This is a genomic window from Clostridium perfringens ATCC 13124 (assembly GCF_000013285.1).
GTDB lineage: Bacteria > Bacillota > Clostridia > Clostridiales > Clostridiaceae > Sarcina > Sarcina perfringens.
Genome location: NC_008261.1, coordinates 853,111 through 878,321, shown reverse-complemented (window position 1 = coordinate 878,321; position 25,211 = coordinate 853,111). Strand labels below are relative to the sequence as shown.

Genomic DNA, 25,211 nt, shown 5'->3' with positions numbered 1-25,211 from the left:
ATCTTTATTTAAGTATAATAAAAAACTGTACCAAAACTCAATTATAAAACCTATAAATTAGTATTAAAAAATTTTTATTATCATAATATATAGGTTTTATTAAATTGTTTTGATACAGTACTTTTAAATGAAATATTGATATGAAAATTTTAAATTTGTATAACTATAAATTCTTAATATTTTTAACTAACTATCTAAATATAATTCTTTAGGATATAAGAAATTACTTAAACTCTTATAAATCCTATTTCCATATGAGATTTAATCTCTTTTATATAATTATCTTAAGATTTAATAACAATAAATTAATTAAGATATCCAAATAAGATTCTAAGTTCAATAAAGCAAACTTGAAACTTAATAATACTGTAATAATCCCATTGTTATCTTTCACTTTCAATTAAAGTTTTCATGGTTTCCTTTGTCATTGCACCTGGAATATATTTAGTTATATATCCTTCCTTATTTATAATGAAAGTTGATGGGAAAGCATTTATTCCATATTGATAAACCATAGCTCCATTTTCATCAAGTACAACTGGGAAAACATGATTTTCTTCTTTCAAGAAATTCTTTATATGTTCCTCTGAACCTTCTCTTCCTAAATTAGGTGAAGCTACTCCAAGAATTACAACATCATCTTTATTTTCATTGTATTCTTTGTAAAGCTCATCTATATAAGGCATTTCTCCTCTACATGGAGGGCACCAAGTTGCCCAGAAATTTAAGAATATAGTTTTTCCTTTATATTCACTAAGAGTATGTTTATTCCCATACTGATCATATAAAGTAAAATCTATTGGAGGAATTTTATTTCCCTCTTCTTGCTTCTTATTGTCACTTTCATTTTTACTATCTTTATTTGCACTTTCGCTCTTATTTATCTGAGGGTTATTATTAATCTTTATCTCATTATTCATATTTCTTATTCCACCTACAAGCATTATTAAACCAGCTATTATGATAAAAATTCCACTTATCTTCTTAATTAAGTCCATATGTTTCTTTATTCCATCGAACTTTTTAAATAATTTACCATAGAATAATGATGCTATTATAAATGGTAATATAAAACCAATTGTATAAACTAGTATTAATAAGTTAGACATTAATAAATTTTTTGAACTTGATGCCATTACAAGTACTGATGCTAATATAGGCCCTATACATGGTGTCCATCCAAAACTAAATGTAAATCCTAACACAAAGGCTGATAACGGTGACATATTTTTATATTTAAAATTCAATCTTTTTTCTCTATTTAATATATTTAAATTTATTACACCTAAATAAAATAAGCCCATAAATAATATAATAACTCCACCTAAAATCATTATAATATTCTTATTAGTATTAAAGAATGAGCTTAAAGCACTTATTGATGAACCTAATATAAAAAATGTAGTTGATATTCCTAAAGTAAAGAATAATGTGTTTCTTATTAAAACACCACTTTTAAAATTAGAATCCCTTATATCCTCTACACTACTATTAGATAACATACTTAAGTATATAGGTAGTATTGGTAATATACACGGCGAGAAAATTGATAAGATTCCCTCTATAAAAACAATAAAGAAATTAATATTTTCCACTAAACCTTTCCCCCTTTATTTCTACTTATCCCTCACAGGATAAATTTATGTTTCCCCAAGATATCATCTTCTCTAAAATAGGTAATAACAGCATCCCAGATTCACTTAAATAATAAGTTGATTCAATTATATTATTTATAGTTTTTTTATCATTAATTATTATGTTGTTTTCCATTAATAATTCTAATTGTTGACTTAGCATCTTTTTGCTACATCCTTTTAATAATCTTTGTAATTCTCCAAACCTAACCTTATTATCTTTAATTCCCCATATTATCTCAGCAACCCATTTTCTTCCTAAAATATTTGATAAGGCTTCAACTGGACACTCATAAGTATCATTCTCTACTTTATACATTTTTATCCTCCTCAATTCCTTATAAAACATAATTAAAATTTAACCTAAAATTACTAAAAGTATATGTAAATATTATGAATTTATTTTAAATAAGTCCACATATTACTTATGGCCTTATATTAGCTATTAGTTAAACTTAATAAATTAACTTTTTTCTAAAACAAAGCCATATTCCTAATTAAATCAATATCTTTATTAAATGTGGATTATATACCATATTTCAAAGTAGTTTCTACTAAACAAATGAAAAATATCTTAATATCTAAAAGACTATCCAAAATAAATATTTATATAACTTAATAAGTAATTACAAAGTTTTTTCTATCATCTCTTTTAATAAATTTTTAGGTACAAATCCTACATTTGTAGTAATCTCTTCTCCATTTTTAAATATTTTTATTGTTGGTATATTTTTAACTCCATATTCATAAGCCTTATCCAAATTTTCATCTATATCTATTTTAACTATTTTTACATTATTAATTTCATCTTGTACTTCATCCAAAACTGGTGCTAGCATCTTACAAGGTCCACACCAAGTTGCAAAGAAATCAACAACAACTACTCCTTCTTGATTTAGTACTTCCTTTTCAAATTCATCTTGATTTATATGTTTTACCATTTTCATACCCCCATTTTTAAATTCATATTTCATTTCTAAAACAGAATCTCTTTAATCTCTAGCTTAATTCTATCAACATATAATTTTTTAACAATTAGGCACTTTTTAGTTACCACTTAAATTTAATGTGATATAATACACATTAAATAAAGGAGGTGTTTTTCTTGAAGGTAAATAATACATTCAGTTATAAATCATCTTGCTCCTTGCAAAGATTACTAAGAGTAAGCTATGCTTTGTTTGGAGCCTAATGTATTGAGTTAGCTGAATATAAATTAGGTTCTGTGACACATAGCTTTTAGTATTCTTTGCTTCAATAATATTACGTAAATTAAAGGAGCAAGGAAATGAAATATGTAAAAGCACAAGATGTGTTACCAGAGGAAATCATTGAAATATTACAAAAATATGTGGATGGAAAATATCTTTATATTCCAAGAAAGAATGAAAATCAAAAAGCTTGGGGTGAAAATAGTGGAATAAGAAAAAGCCTTAATGCTAGAAATACTGAGATATTCAAAAAATATAAAGACGGAACCTCCATAAATACCTCTTGCAAAAGAGTACTTTCTTTCTGAGAAAAGTATAAGAAGAATTATAAGTGACAAAAAGAAACTATGCTCATAATCATTACAGAATTAATTATTAGATTGAATACTTATTTTAAAAGATGTTATTATCTCATTAAAGCAGTACTTAAAGTAATAACATCTAAATTTAAAACAAGCTATTAAATAATATGATTATGAATTCGTTACATTTTAAATATAGATGATTATTATTTCTCTACTTTGAGTAATAATAATCATTTTTTATTTTAGTTATTATTTAATTTTATCTATTAATTTAATAGCTAATATATAATATAAAAAAGCAAATTTCTAAAAGGAGGTATATTTTAATGAAACCTTTTATAAAAAAAGAAGATTTTAATTTTATAAAAAAATGCATCACTGATTTACATGGTACCCTAAGAAACTGTACTGATCCTAATATTATAGAAACAAATAAAGCATATATAAATGAAAAAATATTAAGTAGATTTTCAGAATTATCTAATGAAGAAAAAGAATTAATTGATATTATTAAAATAACTGACCCACTACATATTGATAAATATTTAGAGGATTTAAATGAATATGTCTATGGAATGACTGCTATTAAAAGCAATGAAATTACTAAATTATTTAGAAAAGAAAAAAAATTAAAAATTCCTAATTTAGACTTTGAAAACTCCAAAAAAGTTTACTTAGGATGGATTGATGAGGGAAGTAGAAAGTTATTTATAGCATATAACTTAAATGGTAAGCTTACTGGTATGGCATGTAAAATACCAAGCTATAATTCAAGCAATAATCACATTTGTACTCTTTGTAATCATATTGGAAATGATACTGAAGTAACATTTGTTTCAGCACTCTGCAAAACTTCTAATCCAGAGCAAGGAACTTATAGATCTATAGGTTTTGATATTTGCCTAGACAGCGAAAAATGTAATGAAAGAATTACCTCAACTGATAAGCTTGAAAAACTTTTGAAAGATGTTAATAATATAAAAGTATAGGCTAAGAAATCAATTCTCAGTCTATACTTTTTTAAACTCATATTAATTATAACACCTACTTAAATTGGTCTTCACTTTTAAAGCTTTATTTGCTTAATAATAATACTTCATCCCAAGTAGGAATTGACTCTAAAGCTCCTAACTTAGTTGTTGTTATTCCTCCAACTAAATTAGCTAACCTTACTATTTCTATCATGTTTCTATTAGTATTATTTAACATCTGTGCAAGTACAGCTCCCATAAATGCATCTCCTGCACCTGTTGCATCTTTCATTTCTAATTCCTTTGTAGGAACTATTAATTGATAATCTCCTGTGGTTAACATAGCTCCTTTTTTACCTAAAGTTATTATCAAATTTTTACATCCTAAACTTTTAATATAATCCGCTGCCTCTTTAATAGATGTTTTATTACTTATCAATAGAGCTTCTTCATCACTTAATTTTACTACGTCACTATCTTTTATAAAATCTTTACAACATTTTATAAATTCTTCTTTATTATCTTTAAAAAGATTGTCTCTATAATTTGCATCAAAAGATATTAACTTATTATTTTTTAAAGCATATTCCTTTAATTGATAGTATGTTTTCTTTAAACTTCCATCTAAAAATGCTGTAGCACTCCCAAAATGATATAAATCAAACTTTTTTAATTTGTTTTTTATCATATCTAACTCTAAACAAGCATCAGCATCTCTTGCAAAAGAAAAATCTCTCTCCCCATCTTCCATTAACGATACAAATGCTAAGGTTGTATTTCTATTATTTAGCTTAAACATTAACTCTGTATTTATATTATTTCTCTTTAAAGTATCTTCAAGAAAATTTCCAAAAGCATCATTTCCTACAGTTCCACAAAAGTAAGCCTCTGCTCCTAATTTTGATATAGCCGCGGCAACATTTGCTGGAGCTCCTCCTGCTTTTTTTAAAAATCCACTCGTTTCTTTTAAAGATTTTGAAACATCCATAGATATAAAATCTATTAAAGCTTCTCCTGGGCAAATGACTTTTTTCATGTTATTGCTTCCTTTCCAAATTAATTATTACTGCATGTTTTTCTGATATTAAGTTCGCTTATAATCTTGTTATAACTAGTTTTATTTAATTTATAAAATAATAGTACAACTCCTGTAATAACCCACAAAATACCTGGTATAGTTGTAAAAGAATGTTTCATTATTCCTATTACAGCACTATTTTGTTCTTGATTTGCTACATATCCAAAAGCTCCCAAAGCTAATGCTAAAATTGAAGTTCCAAGTGCCATTCCAATTTTATTTCCAAGTGATATAAATGCATACTGAAATCCATCATTTCTTATTCCTGTTTTCCATTCTCCATATTCTACACAGTCTGGAATTATTGCATAAATAGCAGTATTAAATCCTGAAAAGAAGAATTGTGATAATGCTGAAAATGTATAGAACATTACTGGTGAAGTTATTACACTAAATTTATATAAAATTATCATAGAAATTCCTGTAAAAAATGCAAATATTGATGCTGTTCTTCCTTTATTTTTTGTTAATTTAAATAATAAAGGAAAACAAGCAGCACCTATTATAGAAGGAATCATAATAGCTAATGAATAAGTACTAAAAAATTTCACATTACCTTCTACATAAGTAAAATAATATAATGCATTTGCATTTCTTCCATAAAGAGTAAAGCCAAATAGAAGTTGTCCTATAAATGCTAAAATATATGGTTTATTTCGAATTACAGCCTTTAGTTCATTTTTTAACTCTATTTTTTGTTTTTTAGGAATTTTAACTACTTCTTTAGTTTTAGCAAAGCAAAAGATATGACATAATGCAAATATTACTCCATAAAGAATCGCAATTAATAAATATCCTTTTCTATCATCCCCATTACCTAATCCATCAATCAATGGTACCGTTATGATATTTATAATACTAATTGCTATCATTGCACTTACTGAACGTGCAGTATTTATCTTAGCTCTTTCTTCAATATCCTGTGTCATAGCTCCACATAATGTACCATAAGGTATATTTACACAAGTATATCCAAGAACAAGTACACAATAAGTTATTACCATATATATTATCTTAGCTGTAGGTGACCATGCCGGATGGGCCCAAAATGTTAATACCAATATAATTGCTGTCAAAGGAGCTGCAATTAAAAGCCATGGACGATACCTTCCCCATCTAGTATTAGTTCTATCACTAAGTGTACCAATTATAGGATCATTTATGGCATCCCAAAATCTTGAAAATAACATAAGCATAGATACAGCTCCCATGCTTATTCCAAAAACATCAGTATAGAAAATCATTAAAAAATTTCCTACAAACATCCAACTAAAATTACACCCAACATCTCCCATACCATAAGCAATCTTACTTATTAAAGGAACTTTTCCTTTTTTTTCATCTATTTTTATATTTTCATTAACTTCTAACTCCATAAATAAGCTCCTCCCCCATTATTCATAGTTAAATACCACAAAGTTAAACATTTACATGTATATTTTAAAAGAGTGCACCAAGAAATATTTTTATTAATTTTTTGGCACAACTCTTATTATAATTATCTAATTTTTATAACTGCCTTTACTATATCCGCTTTGTTATTAACACTATAATCCATAGCTTTTTGTACATCATCTAAATCAAATTCATTTGTTATAATACCCTTTAAGTTAACTTTTCCACTTGCAACTGCTTCAATTGCCATATTATAAATATGACGATATCTAAATACAGTTTTAAATGTAAGTTCTTTATCTAGCACAAGACTCATTGGTAATGTCATTTCTCCACTCTTACTATATCCAACTAAAACTATATTACTTCCCTTTTTAGCCATATGAATTGCTTGTACTGTTGTTATTTCTGTTCCAGCTGTTTCTATTACTAAATCGCATCCATTATTATTTGTTATTTTCATTACTTCTTCTATAGCATTTTTTTCTTTAGCATTAATTATACCTGTAGCACCTAGCTCTAAAGCTTTTTCCAATCTTTTTTCCATAATATCTACGATATAGACATTTGAAACTCCCATAGCTTTTAATGCCATCATTGATACTAATCCTATACATCCTGCCCCCATTACTACAGCTGTTTGTCCAATGCGAGCACCACCTTGTATTGCAGCATGAAACCCTACTGCCAAAGGTTCAATTAATGCTCCTTCTAATGTTGATACATTTTCAGGAAGTTTAAAACATAAATCTGCTTCATGTGCTACATATTCTTGAAATACCCCATCTACTGGTGGTGTTGCAAAAAATATTACATCTGGACATAAGTTATATCTTCCTGTTTTACAAAACTCACAATGGCCACATGTTTTTCCTGGTTCTAATGCTACTCTATCTCCAATATTTAAATGTTTTACCTTATTACCAACTTCAACTACTACTCCACCTGGTTCATGACCTAATACAAATGGTGGTTCCACTATATAATCTCCAATACGGCCGTTCTCATAATAATGAAGATCTGATCCACAAATTCCAACATAATCTAATTTAACAAGAACTTCATTTTCCTTTACTATTGGAATATCTCTTTCAATCAAATCCATTTTACCTATTCCATTCATTACTGCTACTTTCATTTTACCTTCCATAAATCAAACACCTCTTACTTATTAAAATACTTTTATAAAACATTTTATTAAAGTAATTACATTATTGCATACCTTTTCATTTAAATCAATATTTTTTTGAGAAATTTTTTATAAAATATCTATTTGAAAATAATTTTAAATTATATAAAAAATAAAAAAGAGTTATGATATTAGATTCATAACCCTCTAATATCATAACTCCTAGCTATATTAATTCATAAAAAAATCTATCAATAAATTTCATTGCTATCCCTATTGCAGACGCTTCTTTTTTATATTTTCCAGTATAAATATAAGATGTATCCATATCAAAATTATTATATTTAGTAATACTTTTGTCTAATTGTAATCTATATTCATCTAAAAAGCCACCAATATAGCCACCTATAACAATATCACAATCAAAAATCATTCTTAAATTAGTAATTGTAATTGAAAGATATTCAAGATACTTTTCCAATATTTCTAAATATTTTTTGTCACCATTTCTCGTCATTTCAAAAAACAACTCTAAATCATCATCTGAGTATTTACTTAAAACTTTTGCAGAACAGTATGCATCAACACAGCCATTTTTACCACAATAGCATGTTCTCCCACCTTTTTCTATTATCATATGTCCAAATTCTGCACTTTTGAAAGTTTCTCCCATATATATACTTCTATCTATATAAATAGCTCCTCCAACAGTATCATTAATAGATAAATAAACTGCATCCTTCTTATAAGATGAAATTTCTGCATACGCAGCACTATTGGCATCATTATCAAAACATATATTGTAATTAATAAACTTTTCGAAATTTTTCAAGCTTATGTTTTTAACCTCTAAAATATGAGATCTTACTAAAAGCAGATTTTTTTCATCTATAATACCTGGTATAGATATTCCTACCCCTAATATTTTATCTTCTTCGATATTATTATCAAAAATAAATTTATCTATATAACCTCCAATTGATTTATAATATTCAATTGAATCGCTATATTTAATCCTTATTCTATTACTATTTATCATAATAGCTTTCATATCCAGTAAAACAATATTAATATGATTTTTAGTAATATCAACTCCAATAGAATAGTTCTTATCCCTAACAATAGCTAATACTTTCGCTTTTCTTCCACCTGTTGATTGATATTTCCCAACTTCCTCCACAATTCCTTCTTCGATTAATTCCTTTACATTTTGAAGTACAGTTGGATTACTAATTCCTAATTCCTTAACTATTTCTTGCTTTGATGTTTCATTTTTTTTATAAATAAAATTCGCTATTTTAGCTTTATTTGAAACCTTAATTTCACTATTTTTTAAATTTTTCATATAAATTACCCTTTAATTCTATAAATACTTTTATTAAAATAATTATAAAACTAAAGTATAATATGTTCAATATCAGGATACCTATTTAATAAATAGAAGTATCTATATTTACTCTATTATTAAATATAAAATTATCCTTTTAAATTTTGTAGTATGCAATAAAACCTATTATGCACCATACTATTAAAGCTATTAAAGATTCTTTAGACAAGGCTGCTGGTGAAATAGGTAAAATTAATAAAAGCATAAAAATTATACTTATTACCACTCCTATTCCTGCTAAAATTTTATCTTTAGTGTTTTTAGCTTCTTTTAAAACTATAAAGGAAACATAAAAATATGCAACTGATGCTCCTAAAGAGGACATATCTACAATCCAAATTATTGCTTGTCTCCCAAACCAAGGGGCTATTAAACTTACTATAGTTATGAAAATTATAGCATTGCTAAAGACTCCATTTTTATTTACCTTTCCCATCTTAGAAGGAAGCATTTTATAATTTGCTATAGATCCTAATAATTTAGAACTACAAATCATAAATCCATTTATTCCACTCCATACAGCGGCAGTTAAAGCTATTATAAGTAAAAAGAAGGCCCCTTTGCCTAAAGTACTCAATACAGCACTTCCTGCTGCCCATTCTAAAGAACTTGCTTGTTCTGGTGAATACGCTAAGGCAGTTATAATATTTAATATATTATAAATTAATGCACCCATAACTAAGGAAATCACTGCTACCCTTGATGCCTTTTTCTTAGAAAAGTTTAATTCTTTACTTAATTGTGGAATAGCATCAAAGCCTATAAAAGCAAAAGGTGTTATGGCAAATACTTTTATTATTTGACTTAAATCAAAAGAATATTTATTAATATATGTATTAATAAAATCTGTTCTGTTTCCTTTAATTATCATGCCAACTAAAACAATAAAAGTCATTGATATTAAGCTAAAAATTATTAAGTTCTGAACTTTACTTGTTTTCTTTATTCCATTTAAATTTAATGCTGCAAAAGCAATTATTATTATACTTGATGTTAATATTTCTCCTAGATAAATATTATATCCAGCTACATTATATAAATAACCAAATTCTAAAATCCCACCAAATATCTTCTTGATTACAAGTGGAAATGCAGTTGCATTTAATGGAATCATTGTAAAATAAGCCAAAGTTAAAAACCATCCCACAATAAATCCATGTTTTTTTCCTAAATTATTATAAGTAAAAGAGAATTCTCCTCCCTCTTCATCGTGAGTTTGCATCATTATTAAATAATTTTTTTCAATAATAATTATACATATTACCCCTAAAAAGAGACCTAAGAAAGTATTTATTACCCCAGACTCCTTTAAAAATTTAGTTCCAGGTAGCATAAATGATCCCCATCCAATTATGGCTCCTAAAACTATAGAAAATATATCTATTCTATTTAGTTTAATTTCTTTCATCATTATCTCCATTCATTTAAGAAAATAAAGCTATAATTAGTTTTATTTTATATTAACCAATTATAGCTTTTTAAACTACTTTTTATCTCTATTTATTATTAATTTCTACTTTGCAGCACTTATTTCCCATAATCTTTTTATAAACTATATTTCCTAAACATCCACTTGGTACTAAGAATACAAGGAATATCCAACCTGATAATGAAAGATTAGCTATTGGTGTATAAAGTGCTCCTACGTTACATCCATTTGATAATCTTGTTCCAAATCCCATGGCAAAACCACCAACTATGTATAATAAAGCTTCTTTAAAGCTTATTTGTAAACCAGCTTTGAAAGTTTTCTTGAAACTTCCAGCTAAAAGTAATGCAACTAATGTTCCTAATATTATACCAAAGTTTTGTACATTCATTCCATTTGAGAAAAATGGAGCCGTAAACATTTCTACTGGTTTTCCTGCAAAAGTTGCTACACTCTCTGGTGAAACTCCAACAGCTACAAGTGCTCTACCAAACCAGAATCCATAAGGTGTTGATGCTCCCCATCCGGCTTTAGTTACTCCCATTAATAGTATGAATATACCTCCTATTACTAAAGCTCCAGTAGCAAGAGTCCATGGTCTTACAAATAACTTTTCATATGTAGCTTCACTAAATAATTTAAATTCACCTTTTTCTTCATGTTTCTTTTCTTGAAGAATTTCTGTGTCAACTCCAGTATAAGTATTATTTGCTTTTCTCTTTTCTTCATATAACTTTGCTACCCAAATTGTTAAGCAAGCTAAGATAATAGTTACTATTATTGCTCCTAAATATCCTTCTAAACCATCCCATTTAAATAAGTCTGGTAAGAATACACCATTTTCAAATGTTCCTGTAGATATCATTGTATCTTTTACCCAAGATGCTGAATTTTGAACTGGGAATCCTAAATATACACCCATTCCAAAGAATATTAATGTTATGAAAGCACGTGGTAATCCTGTTACTACGTCAGTAAGAACCCCTGATGCACAACAACTAGAGAATGCCATACCAAATCCGAATAATAATCCACCTAATATAAGTCCTAAGTTAATTGGATTAACCCATAAGTCATACTCTGTAGGGTCTTGTCCTATAAAGAAACAAACACTTACTATTGCTGTTCCTACAAATAATATCATTAACATTCTCATTAATTTTGTAGATCCTGTCTTATAACTTCTGTTTACTCCACCAGCAAATCCAAAGAATGATCTTGTAAGAGCATATCCTAATCCTAAGCCTGCAAGTAATCTAAAAAATAGCATTGAACTACCAAGATTAATTTTACCTATTATTATAATTGCTGCTAGTAATATAAATCCAATAATATATTCCGTATATTTCTTCAACTTAATTCCCCCTATTAATTTGTTAATTAACAAACTATTTTATTTTTAATAATATTATTTTTTATCATGGTGTTTTAAAATTAATTAAAACACCATGTATTTACTTTAATTAAAATTATATTCTGTAACTATAGGCTCTCTATCTTGAACTTTATCATTATAGTATTCATAGAAGCTTATTCCCATGAATCCACCTGATACATTATAAATGTTATCAAATCCTAAATGTTGTAATGCTAAACATGCATTATAACTTCTTTGAGCACTTCTACAATGTAAATAAACTGGTCTATCAGTTGGTATTTCATCTAATCTATCTCTTATTTCACTTAAAGGAAGATTTTTGGCTCCTTTTATATGTCCTGCTTCATATTCACTTACTTCTCTAACGTCTATTATACATGCTCCACTTTCAACTAAATCCCTTACTTCATGTACATAAACTTGTTTAAATGTTCCTTCTAAAAGATTTGATGCAACTAATGCAGCATGATTTACTACATCCTTAGCTGTTCCGAAAGGAGGGGCATAACAAAGCTCTAAATCTTTTAAGTCTTCTACAGTTCCACCCATTTTTATTAAGGTAGCTATTATATCAACTCTCTTATCTGCATTTCCTTTACCAATTGCTTGTGCTCCTAAAATTCTTCCTGTTGGAACTTCAAATATTAATTTAAAGTGTAATGGCTCACTGCCTGGCATTAATCCTACCTTGTCTTGAGGTATAACCCTTACAACATCATAGTTTAAGCTTAAATTCATAGCTTTTATTTGACCTTCTGTTAAGCCTGTTGAAGCTCCGTTATAATCAAATATTTGAACACATGATGAACCTATATATCCACTATTTCTTGATGGTCTTCCATGTATATGATCTGCTACTGCTCTCGCTTGTTTTTGTGCGGGTCCCGCTAATGGTAATCTAGATATTGAGTTTGTTAATGAATTATAAACTTCCACAGCATCTCCAACTGCATAGATATCCTTATCATTAGTTAAATAATTTTGGTTAACTTTTATTGCTCCAGTTTGTCCAATTTCTAAACCAGCTTCCCTAGCTAAATCTGTTTCAGGTGCAACCCCTATAGCCATAACAACTGCATCTGAATTTATTTTCTTTCCTGATTCTAATACTACTTTTCCACTTTCAAAAGAGCTTACTTTATCTCCAACTATTAGATTTACGCCCTTATCATACATTTCTTTATGTAAAACTTGAACCATATCATAATCAAATGGCTTCATTATTTGATCCATTGCTTCTATTAAAGTTACGTTATATCCAGCTTCATGTAAATTCTCTGCAACTTCAACTCCTATAAATCCTCCACCTATTACTGATATGTTCTTACTATTATTATCCTTTATAAAAGAATCTAATTTTGCTATATCCACAACATTTCTAACTGTAAATACATTAACATCTTCAATTCCCTTTATTGGTGGTACTATAGCCTTTGCTCCTGGTGAAAGAACTAACTTATCATAGCTTTCAGTATATTCTTGTCCACTTACTACATTTCTTACTGTTACTTCTTTAGCTTTTCTATTAATTGATACTACTTCTGTATAAACTCTCGCATCAATTCTATATTGGCTATAAAATTTTTCAGGAGTCATAAGAACTAAATCTTCATGATTTTCAACTTTTCCACTTAAATAGTATGGTAGACAACAGTTTGAAAAGGATACGTGAGGACCTCTTTCAAACATTATTATTTGATTATTTTCATCTAATCTTCTAAGTCTTGCTGCTGTTGAAGCTCCACCTGCTACTCCTCCAACAATAACTATCTTTTTACTCATTATATTTCCACCTTTCTTAGTGAATATCTAAACAAATTCTCTTTGTTAAATTTTTATCTAATATGTGTGTAATTTAATTACCTCTACTTGATAGTATCATATAACTAGGTTTATACCATAATAAAAGTATGTTATACTTAATAACACTTTGTTATATACCTTGCTTTAAACAAAGAATTTACTTTAAAATTGACTTATATAATACTATTTATTTTTTAATGTTAATTATTTTAACAAACTAAACTTTTAAAATTATCTAGAAAACTTCATTATTTTTATATAAAAGTATGAAATAATAAAAAGACTACCTTTAATATAAATAGTAAAACAATATTTAGGAGGTGAACTCATGAATTTAACTTATCTTAGATCTTTCTATACAACAGTTAAGTGTAATAGTATTTCTAAAGCTGCAAAACAATTGCATTTAACTCAACCAGGAGTTAGTATGCAAATTCAAAAACTTGAAAATGATATAAATTTTAAACTTTTAAATAGAAGTAATACAGGAGTAAGTTTAACAAGTGCTGGTGAAATAATCTTTGAATTTGCTGAATCAATGTTATCCATAGAAGATAACCTACAAAAAAAATTAGATGAATTAAAAAATATTAATTCAAAACTTATTATTTCTTGTTGTAAAAGTTTAGGTGAGCATGTAATGCCTTGCAGTATATATACATTTAAAGAAATTCATTATAAGACTGATATCTCTATGGAAATAGATAATACCTCAGATATATTAAAAAAATTAACTAATCATGAAACAAATATAGGCATTATTCAAGGTAAACCTAGTGATTGTAAAAACTTAGAACTTATTCCATTGATGACTGATAAGCTAGTTTTAGTTGGTGGTAGAAATACTTCATTTAAATCAGTAAATGTTGAAGAACTTTATAAACTTCCTTTAATAACAAGAGAAGATGGATCAGCTAATAAATTATTGGTAGAATCAAGCTTAAAGAAAAATAAAATTAATATAGATAATCTTAATTTTGTTTTATCACTTAATTCTCCTCAATCAATAAAATCTTCTGTATCTTTTGGACAAGGATATTCATTTTTACCTGCAATTTCTTTAAACCATGAATTGAGAAGTGGTGAATTAAAGAAAATCGATATAAATGATTTAAAACTTCCTTTCCAATACTATATTGCACTTAGAAAAAACTATAAATTAGATTATTATGAACAAAAATTTGTAGATTTTCTAACCTCAAAAAAAAGGTGTTTTTGTTACTAATATTGTTTAATTATAAAGAGTCAAGATAAGTCTTATAAAACTTACCTTGACTCTTATTTACTAATATTATTAACTTTAATTAAAAAGCGAGATATAATTTTTTACTATTATAATTATTGAAATTCCTTTTAAGATAGGTTTATTATAACTTTTTTTACTCATTATTTTCTCCTTAGTAATAAATTATACCTCTAAATACTACTTCTCTAATAACTAAAGGTTCTCTAACTCTAAAGTTAAATACATATAGTTTCCCTCTGATATAATTTCTCCATGTTTAACTCTTAATTCTTTTTTAAAAAGTGGACCACCTATAACTGTTGAATGAAATTCACCTGCTTCACCACAAGGATCAATTCCTCTTTCTTCTAACTCTTTAATATAATCAAAGGTAAGAATCCTTCCAAGGTCTTCTTTTTTCATTCCTTTATTTAGGTTAACAGTAACAATTTTTGTTACAAAGCCTAAATTTACAAACTCTTCCACTACTTCTTTATGATTCTTTCTCCAAAGTGGCATACCTAGTCCAAGTCCAATACTATTAGTAACCCTTTCATGCCAACATTCCTCTTCTGGAACATCAATATCCCCTGTAACAAGCACTTCTGCCCCTAAATCTTTTGCTTCTTTTAATTTCTTCACAAAAACTTTTTCATAGTCATCCCAATTTGTAACTGCTGTAAACAAAGGTAATCCAATAGCCTCTGCTTGTGCTTTCAATACAGATGGAAATAGACTATGTGCTCTTGATCTCTCTCCATCTTCCTCCATCATTACAATTATCCCTATAGCTTTTCCTTCTTGCATAGCTTTATATAAAGCTAAAGTACTATCTTTACCACCACTATATGATGCTATAAATTTTTTACCTTTTGCACCATTACTCCATTTTTTCATACTTTACTAATGCTACTAAAAAAATATATTATCTATTAAGTAGCTTCTCCTTCCTTATAAAAAAATAGTTTTTTAAATTAAATTTCCTATAAACTCAAAATTCCTTTAAGTATAAAACCTATCTTTATTAATCATCACTACATACGCAGAAAGAGTTTTGAACTTCTATGTACTCTTCAGGAGTTAAGGAAAGTATGTATTTATCAAAATGATCTTCACTACAAAAATATCCTACTTTATTTTCTATATAATTTTCTTTTGGTTCTTTCTCTAAATCTTTTCCACAATATAAACATTTTTTCATTTTTCTCTCTCCTTTTTATATCTCATGTATTTCATAGCCTATTTATATATCATGCATTTCATAACCTAAGTCTGTATTTTACTTAATTTATACATAAATGCTTTATAAAAAATATAATAATAAGATTTATTTTTATGCATTCCATATAATTTTTCCTATATGTAAATTATTGCACAATTACACTACATATTTCTATATTCATATAAAAAGTTATCAATTAACCCCCTTAACTAATTAGTTTTATAAATTTTTAATTTCTACAAAATTTAACCTCTTTCTAAGTTTAACCTCTTTCTAAATCTAATTTCTTCATTATAAATACTAATAAAAAACACCTAAGCCCATTTACAATAAACTTAAGTGTTAATAATTTTTATTGGTTCTTACTACTATTTTTAGAATATGACATTAAATATTCTAAATGACCTGAATCTTCGTTTTCTTGCTCTTTTATTATTTTAAAATCATGTTTCTTATAAAATTCAACTGCCTTTTTATTATCTTTATAAACAGCTAATTCTATATTTTCATATTTATTTTTAACATATTCAAGTAAGCTTTTTCCTATTCCACGTCCTTGACTTTTAGTGTGAACAAATAAAGCACCTATAAAGTTACTATCTATTATACTTATAAATCCCTTTATTTTCCCTTCATCACAGTAAACAAAAGTTTTAGCCATTGGAATATAAATATCTCTTACAACTTCATAATTTTTCTTCCAATATTCTTCTTCAATAAAATAATGAGCTTCTATTGTACTCTCTAACCATATTTTCATAATATCATCTATTTCACAATTTTTAAGTTCTCTAATTTCCAAAACTCTTTCCCCCATACTATTCCTATAACCTCTTTAAATTATCTAGTTCTTTGTAAAAATATCTTTTTTATACTTTGTATCTTCATTTTATAAAAAATTTATTAGCTTATTCAATATCTTATCTAAAAAAAGTTTTAGCCATTAATTTATCTATTGCAGAATCTCCTAAAAATCTTTTTATTAATTTACATAACTTACAATCAATATTTATAGAGTACTGTTTTTTAGGGTTTTTCTTAGAAATTATTTTTGATACAACTTTAGCTACCTTTTCTGGAGATGGCGAACTAAGAATTAATTTAGTAGAACTCTTTCTAAAAAATTCAAACTCCTTCTTATAAGCCTCAGCATTTTTAGCTTTTGATGCTTTATTAAGTGAATTCATAAAAGGATTAATAAATTCTGTATTAATAAATGAAGGTTGTATTTTCACTATTTTAATTCCACTTTCCTTATTTTCCATTCTAAACCCATCTATCATTCCCTCTAAAGCATGTTTGGATGCTGGATAAAATGACATCATAGGTGTTGAAACTATTCCAACTAAAGAAGAAGTAACAATAATATATCCATATTTTTGTTTTCTCATTTGAGGCATTACAGCCTTAATCACTCTTGCTACTCCAAACAAATTAACATCAAATTCTTCCCTTGCATCATCTATATTTACAGTTTCTAATGCCCCAGCACAGGCATATCCAGAGTTAGCAAAAACCACATCTATTCTAGATTCCATTCTAATTATAGTATTTACAACTTTTTGTACTGCCCTTTCATCCTTAACGTCTAAAAATATTACCTTTCCACCTAATCTTTTAAGCTCTCTCATATTTTCTACTCTTCTTGCAGTACAATATACTATATGTCCCTCTTCTAATAATAATTTAGCAGTTGAATAACCTATCCCCGAACTAGCTCCAGTAATTAAAATAACTTTCTTATTCATTTTATCCTCCTACTAAAAATATTAAATATATAAATCTAAAACCTCACTAAAAATAACCTTTAATAACCATATTACTTACTTTATATAATGAAATTATTTTTCCTATAACAACAAATTCTATACCTATAAACTAAAAAACAATAAATGAATTTAATAAAGCTATCTAATACACCCAACAAAAAATTTAATTTTATTTATAAAAATTTTCCCTAAATTAAAATATTATCTTCTCTTAAGTTCTCCATTAGACTATAAAACATTTTAATTGAACGACTAAAAAGGCATGTATCAAATTATATTTTGATACACGCCTATTTTTTTTACTTTCTCAATCTCATTTTATTTACTTTTTATAGATTAATTCACCTGAGTAAATTTTATTTGTTCTAATTCCTGGTTTGATTTCTCCATTTATTGAGAAGATATTATCTCCATCTAATATTAATGCTTCTCCACATGGAGCATTAAATGGTACATCTCCAATTGACTTCCACTCGTTATTTTTTGAGTTATAAATTAGTACTTTTGTATTCCAAGCAAAATCTTGAGGGTCTCTTCCAAAATACTCTTTCTTGAATTCAGCTAGACTTTCATCTTTTAATGTATTTAAATTTTTTACAGCATCATCATAAACTGCTTTATTAAATCCACCTATAACAAGCATTTCATCTTCATTTAATTTAACTGAATTAGCACCTAAAAGTGAAATTTCTTCACTTCCTATCTTAACGTCAGCTACTTGAGTCCATGAATTATCTTTAATGCTATATTTATACCCATCTGTGTAAGCAATTTTATCTCCACCACTAAATACGTATATATCATCACCTAATAATTGAGCAACAGCTTGATTTCTAGTAGGTTCTCCTGGTATTTCCTTTAATTCTTCTGTTTTTCCTGTTTCAACATTAAATTTATAAACCTTATTACTAGCTTTTCCATCTTGTTTTCCAAGTCCTAAATAAATATCTTTATCTTTTTTAACTGCGAAGCCATCACTAAATGTAAAAGGTAAATCTCCAATATGCTTTAAACCAATTTTACCTTTTTCATCAGTTGTAATAAGAGAAACGTTATTTCCTTCTTCTTTATTAGGGCTTCCACCTACATAATAAATTCCTTCCTCAGTAGTTATGGAACTTCCATAACCTATTTCATAATCTAATGTTGTATGATCTACTTGCTTTAAATCTCCATTTTCATTTTTTAATACATATATATCAGGATAAAGCTTTTTAGCTCCTCCTTTTGCTACTGGCTCCTCTGGAAAGTTAGCTCCACCTCCAACAACTATATAATCTTTTGTTTTACCATAAAGTAAACCTGCTGTTCCTATATTTTTGCTTTGACCTTTTTGAGCCTCTAACGCTCCATCAACAGTCCACTTAATTGAAGTAATTTCTTTATTTTTATTACTACCCTCTGAAGGCTTATTCCCACATCCAGCTAAAACTAATGGTAGTGCAAGTAATACCCCATACTTCCATATCTTTTTCATAATCTTTTACCCCTTTCAAACCATAAAATAATATTTTTAATAATTTCTTATTTATTAGCTCCACTCTCTAAATATTTTAAATTCATTTCAATATAAGACATTTCTTCACTTGGTGTACCCTCATATAATAATCCAATATTTCCATTGCTTAATTCTGTTAAGCAAGAATAAGCATAATAACCTGGTTTAACTAATTTATTATATTTCCAATCAAATTCATATTTAGGTTCACCATTTTCGTATGTTCCAACTTGATTAATCAATCCAATTCTCACAGTACCATTTGATCTACTTCTTGCATTTGGATTTGAGAAAATAACAGCATCCTTTCCATCTATCTTTTGACTATAATTTATAACACTTAGTTGGCAATATGGCTCTAAAACATTAGTATCTTTCTCTACTGTCTCATCCCAAGTAGCTCCCCCATCAAAACTTGTAGCAATATTTAAATATCCACTTAAATTTCTCATAAATAATTTTAATTGACCATTTGGCATTTCTACTACTTGACATTCAGTTAATTGAGGTGCATCATCTGATAAGGTTTTAGAATTTATTATCTTTCCATTTTCTAATTTTCTATTATCATTTGGAGATTCTCCTATTGTCCAATTCTTACCACTATCATCACTATATATTACAGCACTAGATTGTTTACCTTTTTCATTTGTATAGTAAACAGGAACTACTATTCTTCCTTTATGTTCTCCATTTTTTATTTGTATTCCCCTACCTGGAGCTATTCCTAAAAACTTCATCCAATCCTTTTTAACTTGGAAATTAATATTTTGTGGCTCACTCCAAGTCTTTCCATCATCATCACTATATACAAGATTTATATAGCTTGTCCCTTTTGCTTTTAAAGGTGCTGTACTAGAATTTATATTATCTATCTTGGTTCCATTTCTAAATAAATCTCCTAAAGCATTTGTTGTATATTCTGTTTTATTGCCATCTTTGTCATATACTACATTTTCTCTTACAGTAAATTCTTTACCTGATGAATCGTAAAGACATAAATATTCTTTTCCATCAATATTTTTAAATCCACTTCCTAATCCAGCATTCCAAAAGCCATATTTTGAAGGGAAATGAGTTACTAACAAGAATATTCTTCCTGTTTCATCATCTTGAATTAAAGTTGTATCTATAACAGAGGATTTATCAGGATAGTCCATTATTATTTGTCCTTCATCCCAAGTTTTCCCTCCATCTTCACTTCTTCTAACTGCTGTATCTATGTCATTATTAGGCGCATCAGCTCCCCCTTGTCTTCTTGCATCTATTGAAGCTATTAAAGTTCCTTCTTTTGTTTTAAATAAGGCCGGTATTCTGTAATTACTAGAATTTAAAAATCCTGGATGAAATAAATCAACTGGCTCTGTCTTTACAGCTCCCTCTACAAGAACTTCTTCTTTAGCTTTTGTCTCTCCAGTCTTACTAAGTAAATAATCATCGCCTAAAGGTTCATTATATATATTCATAAAACCTATATTGCCCTTAAAATTATATTCATTAGATTGTCCATATCTATTAGTTTTTCCAATAAAAGCACTATCTAAATTTTCTATATTATTTAAAAACTTTGTATTTGTATCTTTAACTTCTTTTATCATTTTTCCATTAAGGAAAAGCTTATAACCTTTATTTTTTTCAATCTTTAAGGCAACAGTATTATCCCCATCATTTAAAGCAACATCTTTATACATATGTACTAGATTCTCAGTTCCATTTTGTGTATTCCCCTCATTTTTTTGATTTCTAAGCTCAAAACCAACTCTTGAATTAGTAACATAAAAATTAAAATATCCATTTTTAGTCTTGCTATTACTTATTCCTAATAAGCTTTGTATTTTAGAGTCCTTGGAATTAAATCTTACAACAATAGTACCTTCATCTAAATTTTTATATTTTTCTAAATCATAAGTAATATTAGAAGCATTTGAACTTTCTAAATTTATATCCTTATATTCTCCTAGTGAACTTAAATTTTCACTATTATTTACTTTAATCTCATACCCACTATTATTTTTCCCTGAGTCTAAAGTACTTCCTTTAACCAATACATAATTACCACCACTTATAACCATAGCAGCTGTTAAAATTAAAGTTATCCCTTTGTAATTCATTTTACATCCTCCCATAAATAATTTTTTATTATTTTGAAATAGTATTAATTTAAAATACTATGACATACGAAGTAAAATTTTTATTATTGTATTTGTAACTTTGGATTTATAACATAGAATATCTTAAATGCTTCTTTTAGTAGAATTTTGCCTTAATTTGAAAAAAGATTTTTACTCTTAGTTCTCCTTAAATCTTTTATGAATATACTTCTTGAAATGCAACGATTAAAATTTGAATACTAAAATATTTCATTTTTATGAAAAGTATTTTCAAAATAAGAATAATTTGAAAATATTTTTCTTATATTTAACATTGTAATCCTTTTCTAAAGAAATTTCAATATAATAAAGATATTTTTATGGTAAGTTTTTCTATAAAATTTTCTTATTCTTTCTTATTATTCTTTAATTATTGATACATAAACCTTATTTCAAAATACTTATTATCTAACCTTTACTGCTATACAAACAATTACTCTTGGAGTTACAGAAAGAAAATATTTCTTAACTCTAAATAAAAAGAAAATTATTTTCGCAAATAAAATTTATTGAAAATAATTTTCTTAAAACTTAAAGGTGTTTTTTTAATTTCTTTTAATTTTAGATACTTAAAAAAATTATACTAAACAAACTCATTTTAAAAACTCTAAGTGTACTAATTTTTTAAATAATATATTTTATTTCACTCATTGGAAAATATTTATCTATTATTTCCATAAAAAACTCTTTTATTTCATGTATATCTTCTTTTTTATAAACATATTTTCCATAACCAAATTGACCATATTTAAAAGTCCTCTTTTCATCATCCATAGGCAATTTATTATCTGGAAATATATCCATTATTATATTTTTAGCTCTTGTAGTATACCTATGGGAAATAACCTCAAAGGTTAATTTGTGTTGTAAATCCCTTGGTAATTTTTCTTTTAAATCCTTTAATAAGTTCTCATAATCCTCTTTCCATCCCTCATATATAAATACCGGAGCAATTATAAATCCTAATGGATAATTAGCCTTAGCTATTTTCACACTGGCATTTATTCTTTCACAAAGAGATGCTGTTCTTCTCTCATAATTATTTATTACAAAATCAGTATTTATAGTAAATCTTACTTCTGTTTTGCCATTATGATTTAAACCTAATAATGAATCAACATCTGTATATTTTGTTACGAACCTAAATCTTGCAAAATCATTATTTGCAAAAAATTCTATTGCTATCTTTAAGGAATTTGTATATGGCTCAACTGGTATAGGATCAGATGTGGCTGAACCTTCAAATATGGTGATATTAGGTTTTCTTTCATCAATATATTTCTGAGCCTGATTTAATATATCCTCTACATTAACATTTATTTTTACATAAGGTTTATCCCCTAAATTAGTATTTAAATAACAATATTGACAATTACCAACACAGCCACTTAGTAATGGTAATTGCCAATGTGCTGATGGTTTACAAGACTGAAATTTTCCTACTCTCTTAACCCCAACAACAATTGTACTCTTTCCTTCTTTATAAAATTCCTTTATATCATCTCCAGGTATATTTTGCTTTATTCTATTATTTTTAAGCTCAATAATCTCTATATCTTTATATTCCTTAAAATAATTATAGATATTTCTTCCCATTTCATAATTTAATGAATTTTTCTCAAATAAAATTCTTTTTGGCTTAAACATAAACATTATCTCCATTCATAATATTTTTTAATTTACTAAATATAAATAAAAAAAATAATAGTAGTAAACACTACTATTATTCTTAATTTTCATATATAAAATGTATTATATTTTAAATGACATATAGAAAATTTCACCTATGGAGTAAATACTATTAATAGTAATAAAAAAAGAGTTGATTTAATACAACTCTTTAATTTATTCTATAATCCTATAACTTCTTTTATTTGATGCATAACTCCATCTTCATCATTATTTTTATGAGTTATAAATCTTGAAACCTTCTTTAAATCTTCATGAGCATTTTCCATTGCATAACTATGATAAGCACTTTCCATCATTTCTAAATCATTTAAATAATCTCCAAATACCATAGTTTCTTTAAAGTCTATTCCTAAAAGATCTTGAATTTCTTTTATGGCCACTCCTTTATTAACTCCTCCAGCAGTTATATCTAACCATATATCCCCTGAAACAGTTACTTGAAGCTTCTCTCTATACTTATCAAAATATTTATTACTATTTTCTTCTGAACCATTAAAATCACACATAGTAACTTTTAAAACTGTATCATCTACTTTTTCTAAATCATCTACTATTTCGCATCTTTCATAGTATTTTCTAACTTCTCCTAAGAATCTTTCATCACTACTTTCAACATATGCTGAATTCTTTCCACATAAAACTACATTTGAATTTTCTATAGTTCTTCCTATTCTTATAAGTTCATTAGCTAATTCCCTGTCTAATCCATTAACAACAAGTTCTTTTTCTTTATAAACAACAAAAGTTCCATTTTCAGCAATAAATAGCATGTCCTCTTTTATATCATTAAACTCTTTAGCTAAAGTATAATATTGTCTTCCACTTGCAGCTGCAAAAAGTATATTTCTTTTCTTTAGTTCCTCAAATACATCATAGAATTCTGGACTTAACTCTTTCTTACTATTTAATAAAGTTCCATCCATATCTGTTGCTATAAATTTTATCATATATATATCCTCCTAAGTAAAAGTATAAATTAAAGTTAATTTTATATATTTAATATAAATTGTAAAATAATTTATTTAAAATAATCAAAGTATAAATTTAGATGTAAAGTATTAAGTCCTAGTATATTATAGAAATATTTCTTTCTTTTAAAAGCTTTAAAATTTCTTCATTAGGCTTTTTATCACTTATTATAAAGTCAATATCATCACATTTAGCAAATTCACAAACACCATCAATATAAAACTTTTCATTTTCAGCAACTAAATAAGTTTTTAAGCTAGATTTAATTATAGCATTTTTCATACTAGCTTCTTCTAAGTTAAAGTTACTTATGAAGTCTTCTACTAAATTTATTCCTCCAACCCCTACAAACGCCTTATGAAATCTATAACTTTTAACATCCTCTATAGCTTTACTTCCTATAGTTCCCCCTAAGTTTTTATTATAAATACCACCAATACAAATTACATCTATAGATGAATGTGAATCAAAAAGTATTGCTATCCTATTCATATTTGTTACTACAGTTACCTGCTTTTTTGTATTTAAAAGCATACTAGCAATTGAATAGTTTGTTGTTGATGCATCTAAAAATATAAAATCTCCATCTTTAATTTCATTTAATGCTAATTTTGCTATAATGTCCTTTTCACCTAAGTTTTTCATTAATCTAGGCTTTATATTATCATCATGAATAGTTTGTCTTTCTAATATAGCTCCACCATAAGTTCTTTTTAATAATCCTTCTTGCTCAAGTTTTTGTAGATCTTTTCTGATCATTCCTTCAGTAACATTAAATTTAACACTTAAATCTTTAACTAAAACTTTTCCATCCTTTTTTAATATTCTTAAAATCTCTTCTAATCTTTCTTCCATAAACATTACAATATACCGCTATTCCTTTACGCTTAAGTAACCCCTTATTAATAAGAATAATCTTTTATTATTTAGTATCTTTTATTATCATTTATTCTTATTTATTATTAT

General features: G+C 26.8%; 21 protein-coding genes and 1 pseudogene. 3 read left to right on the top strand and 19 right to left on the bottom strand.

The window, feature by feature from the left end; translation table 11 throughout:
* Window positions 1-383 precede the first annotated feature (383 nt).
* The 3 genes from CPF_RS03670 to trxA all read right to left on the bottom strand — a co-directional run bounded on the left by CPF_RS03670 (window position 384) and on the right by trxA (window position 2,575).
* Window positions 384-1,595 carry a cytochrome c biogenesis protein/redoxin gene (locus CPF_RS03670; RefSeq protein ID WP_011590343.1) on the bottom strand — a complete coding sequence of 404 codons (1,212 nt, stop codon included), beginning with the start codon at window positions 1,593-1,595 and terminating at the stop codon, window positions 384-386.
* 25 nt (window positions 1,596-1,620) lie between these two features.
* Window positions 1,621-1,953 (bottom strand): winged helix-turn-helix transcriptional regulator, encoded by a 333-nt coding sequence (locus CPF_RS03665; RefSeq protein ID WP_011590342.1) that lies wholly within the window; start codon window positions 1,951-1,953, stop codon window positions 1,621-1,623.
* A 307-nt stretch (window positions 1,954-2,260) separates the two neighbouring features.
* Entirely contained in the window at window positions 2,261-2,575 is a 315-nt protein-coding gene (trxA, locus tag CPF_RS03660) for a thioredoxin (protein ID WP_011590341.1), read from the bottom strand.
* A gap of 347 nt (window positions 2,576-2,922) precedes the next feature.
* Here trxA and CPF_RS03655 point away from each other — a divergent pair.
* A pseudogene (locus tag CPF_RS03655) lies at window positions 2,923-3,202 on the top strand (CD3324 family protein).
* Window positions 3,203-3,476: 274 nt separating this feature from the next.
* A complete protein-coding gene (locus CPF_RS03650) occupies window positions 3,477-4,139 on the top strand; it encodes a FusB/FusC family EF-G-binding protein (RefSeq protein ID WP_011590340.1) in 663 nt (220 codons plus the stop codon).
* An 85-nt stretch (window positions 4,140-4,224) separates the two neighbouring features.
* On the opposite strand, the gene CPF_RS03645 is transcribed toward CPF_RS03650, so the two are convergent.
* The 7 genes from CPF_RS03645 to CPF_RS03615 all read right to left on the bottom strand — a co-directional run bounded on the left by CPF_RS03645 (window position 4,225) and on the right by CPF_RS03615 (window position 13,699).
* A complete protein-coding gene (locus CPF_RS03645; protein ID WP_003461370.1) occupies window positions 4,225-5,157 on the bottom strand; it encodes a carbohydrate kinase family protein in 933 nt (310 codons plus the stop codon).
* Between the two features lie 20 nt (window positions 5,158-5,177).
* On the bottom strand, window positions 5,178-6,575 hold the full coding sequence (locus CPF_RS03640; protein ID WP_011590339.1) for an MFS transporter: 1,398 nt from the start codon (window positions 6,573-6,575) through the stop codon (window positions 5,178-5,180).
* Between the two features lie 122 nt (window positions 6,576-6,697).
* Complete coding sequence (locus CPF_RS03635; protein WP_011590338.1) at window positions 6,698-7,744, bottom strand: NAD(P)-dependent alcohol dehydrogenase; 1,047 nt, start codon at window positions 7,742-7,744, stop codon at window positions 6,698-6,700.
* A 205-nt stretch (window positions 7,745-7,949) separates the two neighbouring features.
* Entirely contained in the window at window positions 7,950-9,068 is a 1,119-nt protein-coding gene (locus CPF_RS03630) for an ROK family transcriptional regulator (RefSeq protein WP_011590337.1), read from the bottom strand.
* Window positions 9,069-9,207: 139 nt separating this feature from the next.
* Entirely contained in the window at window positions 9,208-10,518 is a 1,311-nt protein-coding gene (locus CPF_RS03625; protein WP_011590336.1) for an APC family permease, read from the bottom strand.
* Between the two features lie 88 nt (window positions 10,519-10,606).
* Window positions 10,607-11,893, bottom strand: a complete 1,287-nt coding sequence (locus tag CPF_RS03620; RefSeq protein WP_011590335.1) for a YeeE/YedE family protein — start codon at window positions 11,891-11,893, stop codon at window positions 10,607-10,609.
* Between the two features lie 105 nt (window positions 11,894-11,998).
* Window positions 11,999-13,699: an FAD-dependent oxidoreductase gene (locus tag CPF_RS03615; protein WP_003472186.1), complete on the bottom strand. Its 1,701-nt coding sequence runs from the start codon at window positions 13,697-13,699 to the stop codon at window positions 11,999-12,001.
* Between the two features lie 349 nt (window positions 13,700-14,048).
* Here CPF_RS03615 and CPF_RS03610 point away from each other — a divergent pair, with 349 nt between their 5' ends.
* The gene (locus CPF_RS03610; protein WP_003457094.1) at window positions 14,049-14,945 is read left to right on the top strand and encodes a LysR family transcriptional regulator; all 897 of its coding nucleotides are present in this window, start codon (window positions 14,049-14,051) and stop codon (window positions 14,943-14,945) included.
* A 213-nt stretch (window positions 14,946-15,158) separates the two neighbouring features.
* Here the strand turns inward: CPF_RS03610 and CPF_RS03605 are convergent, their stop codons facing one another.
* From CPF_RS03605 to CPF_RS03570, 9 genes are all read right to left on the bottom strand, one after another.
* Window positions 15,159-15,842, bottom strand: a complete 684-nt coding sequence (locus CPF_RS03605; protein ID WP_011590334.1) for a diphthine--ammonia ligase — start codon at window positions 15,840-15,842, stop codon at window positions 15,159-15,161.
* Window positions 15,843-15,969: 127 nt separating this feature from the next.
* Window positions 15,970-16,146 carry a hypothetical protein gene (locus CPF_RS14730; protein WP_003452895.1) on the bottom strand — a complete coding sequence of 59 codons (177 nt, stop codon included), beginning with the start codon at window positions 16,144-16,146 and terminating at the stop codon, window positions 15,970-15,972.
* 373 nt (window positions 16,147-16,519) lie between these two features.
* Complete coding sequence (locus CPF_RS03600; protein WP_011590333.1) at window positions 16,520-16,984, bottom strand: N-acetyltransferase; 465 nt, start codon at window positions 16,982-16,984, stop codon at window positions 16,520-16,522.
* 103 nt (window positions 16,985-17,087) lie between these two features.
* On the bottom strand, window positions 17,088-17,915 hold the full coding sequence (locus tag CPF_RS03595) for an SDR family oxidoreductase (protein WP_011590332.1): 828 nt from the start codon (window positions 17,913-17,915) through the stop codon (window positions 17,088-17,090).
* A 343-nt stretch (window positions 17,916-18,258) separates the two neighbouring features.
* Window positions 18,259-19,413 carry a cyclically-permuted mutarotase family protein gene (locus tag CPF_RS03590; protein ID WP_003468923.1) on the bottom strand — a complete coding sequence of 385 codons (1,155 nt, stop codon included), beginning with the start codon at window positions 19,411-19,413 and terminating at the stop codon, window positions 18,259-18,261.
* Between the two features lie 47 nt (window positions 19,414-19,460).
* Window positions 19,461-21,545 carry an exo-alpha-sialidase NanI gene (nanI, locus tag CPF_RS03585; RefSeq protein ID WP_011590331.1) on the bottom strand — a complete coding sequence of 695 codons (2,085 nt, stop codon included), beginning with the start codon at window positions 21,543-21,545 and terminating at the stop codon, window positions 19,461-19,463.
* Window positions 21,546-22,208: 663 nt separating this feature from the next.
* The gene (splB, locus tag CPF_RS03580) at window positions 22,209-23,231 is read right to left on the bottom strand and encodes a spore photoproduct lyase (protein WP_011590330.1); all 1,023 of its coding nucleotides are present in this window, start codon (window positions 23,229-23,231) and stop codon (window positions 22,209-22,211) included.
* A gap of 203 nt (window positions 23,232-23,434) precedes the next feature.
* Complete coding sequence (locus CPF_RS03575) at window positions 23,435-24,223, bottom strand: Cof-type HAD-IIB family hydrolase (protein WP_011590329.1); 789 nt, start codon at window positions 24,221-24,223, stop codon at window positions 23,435-23,437.
* Window positions 24,224-24,341: 118 nt separating this feature from the next.
* On the bottom strand, window positions 24,342-25,106 hold the full coding sequence (locus CPF_RS03570; protein ID WP_011590328.1) for a DeoR/GlpR family DNA-binding transcription regulator: 765 nt from the start codon (window positions 25,104-25,106) through the stop codon (window positions 24,342-24,344).
* Window positions 25,107-25,211: the final 105 nt, after the last annotated feature.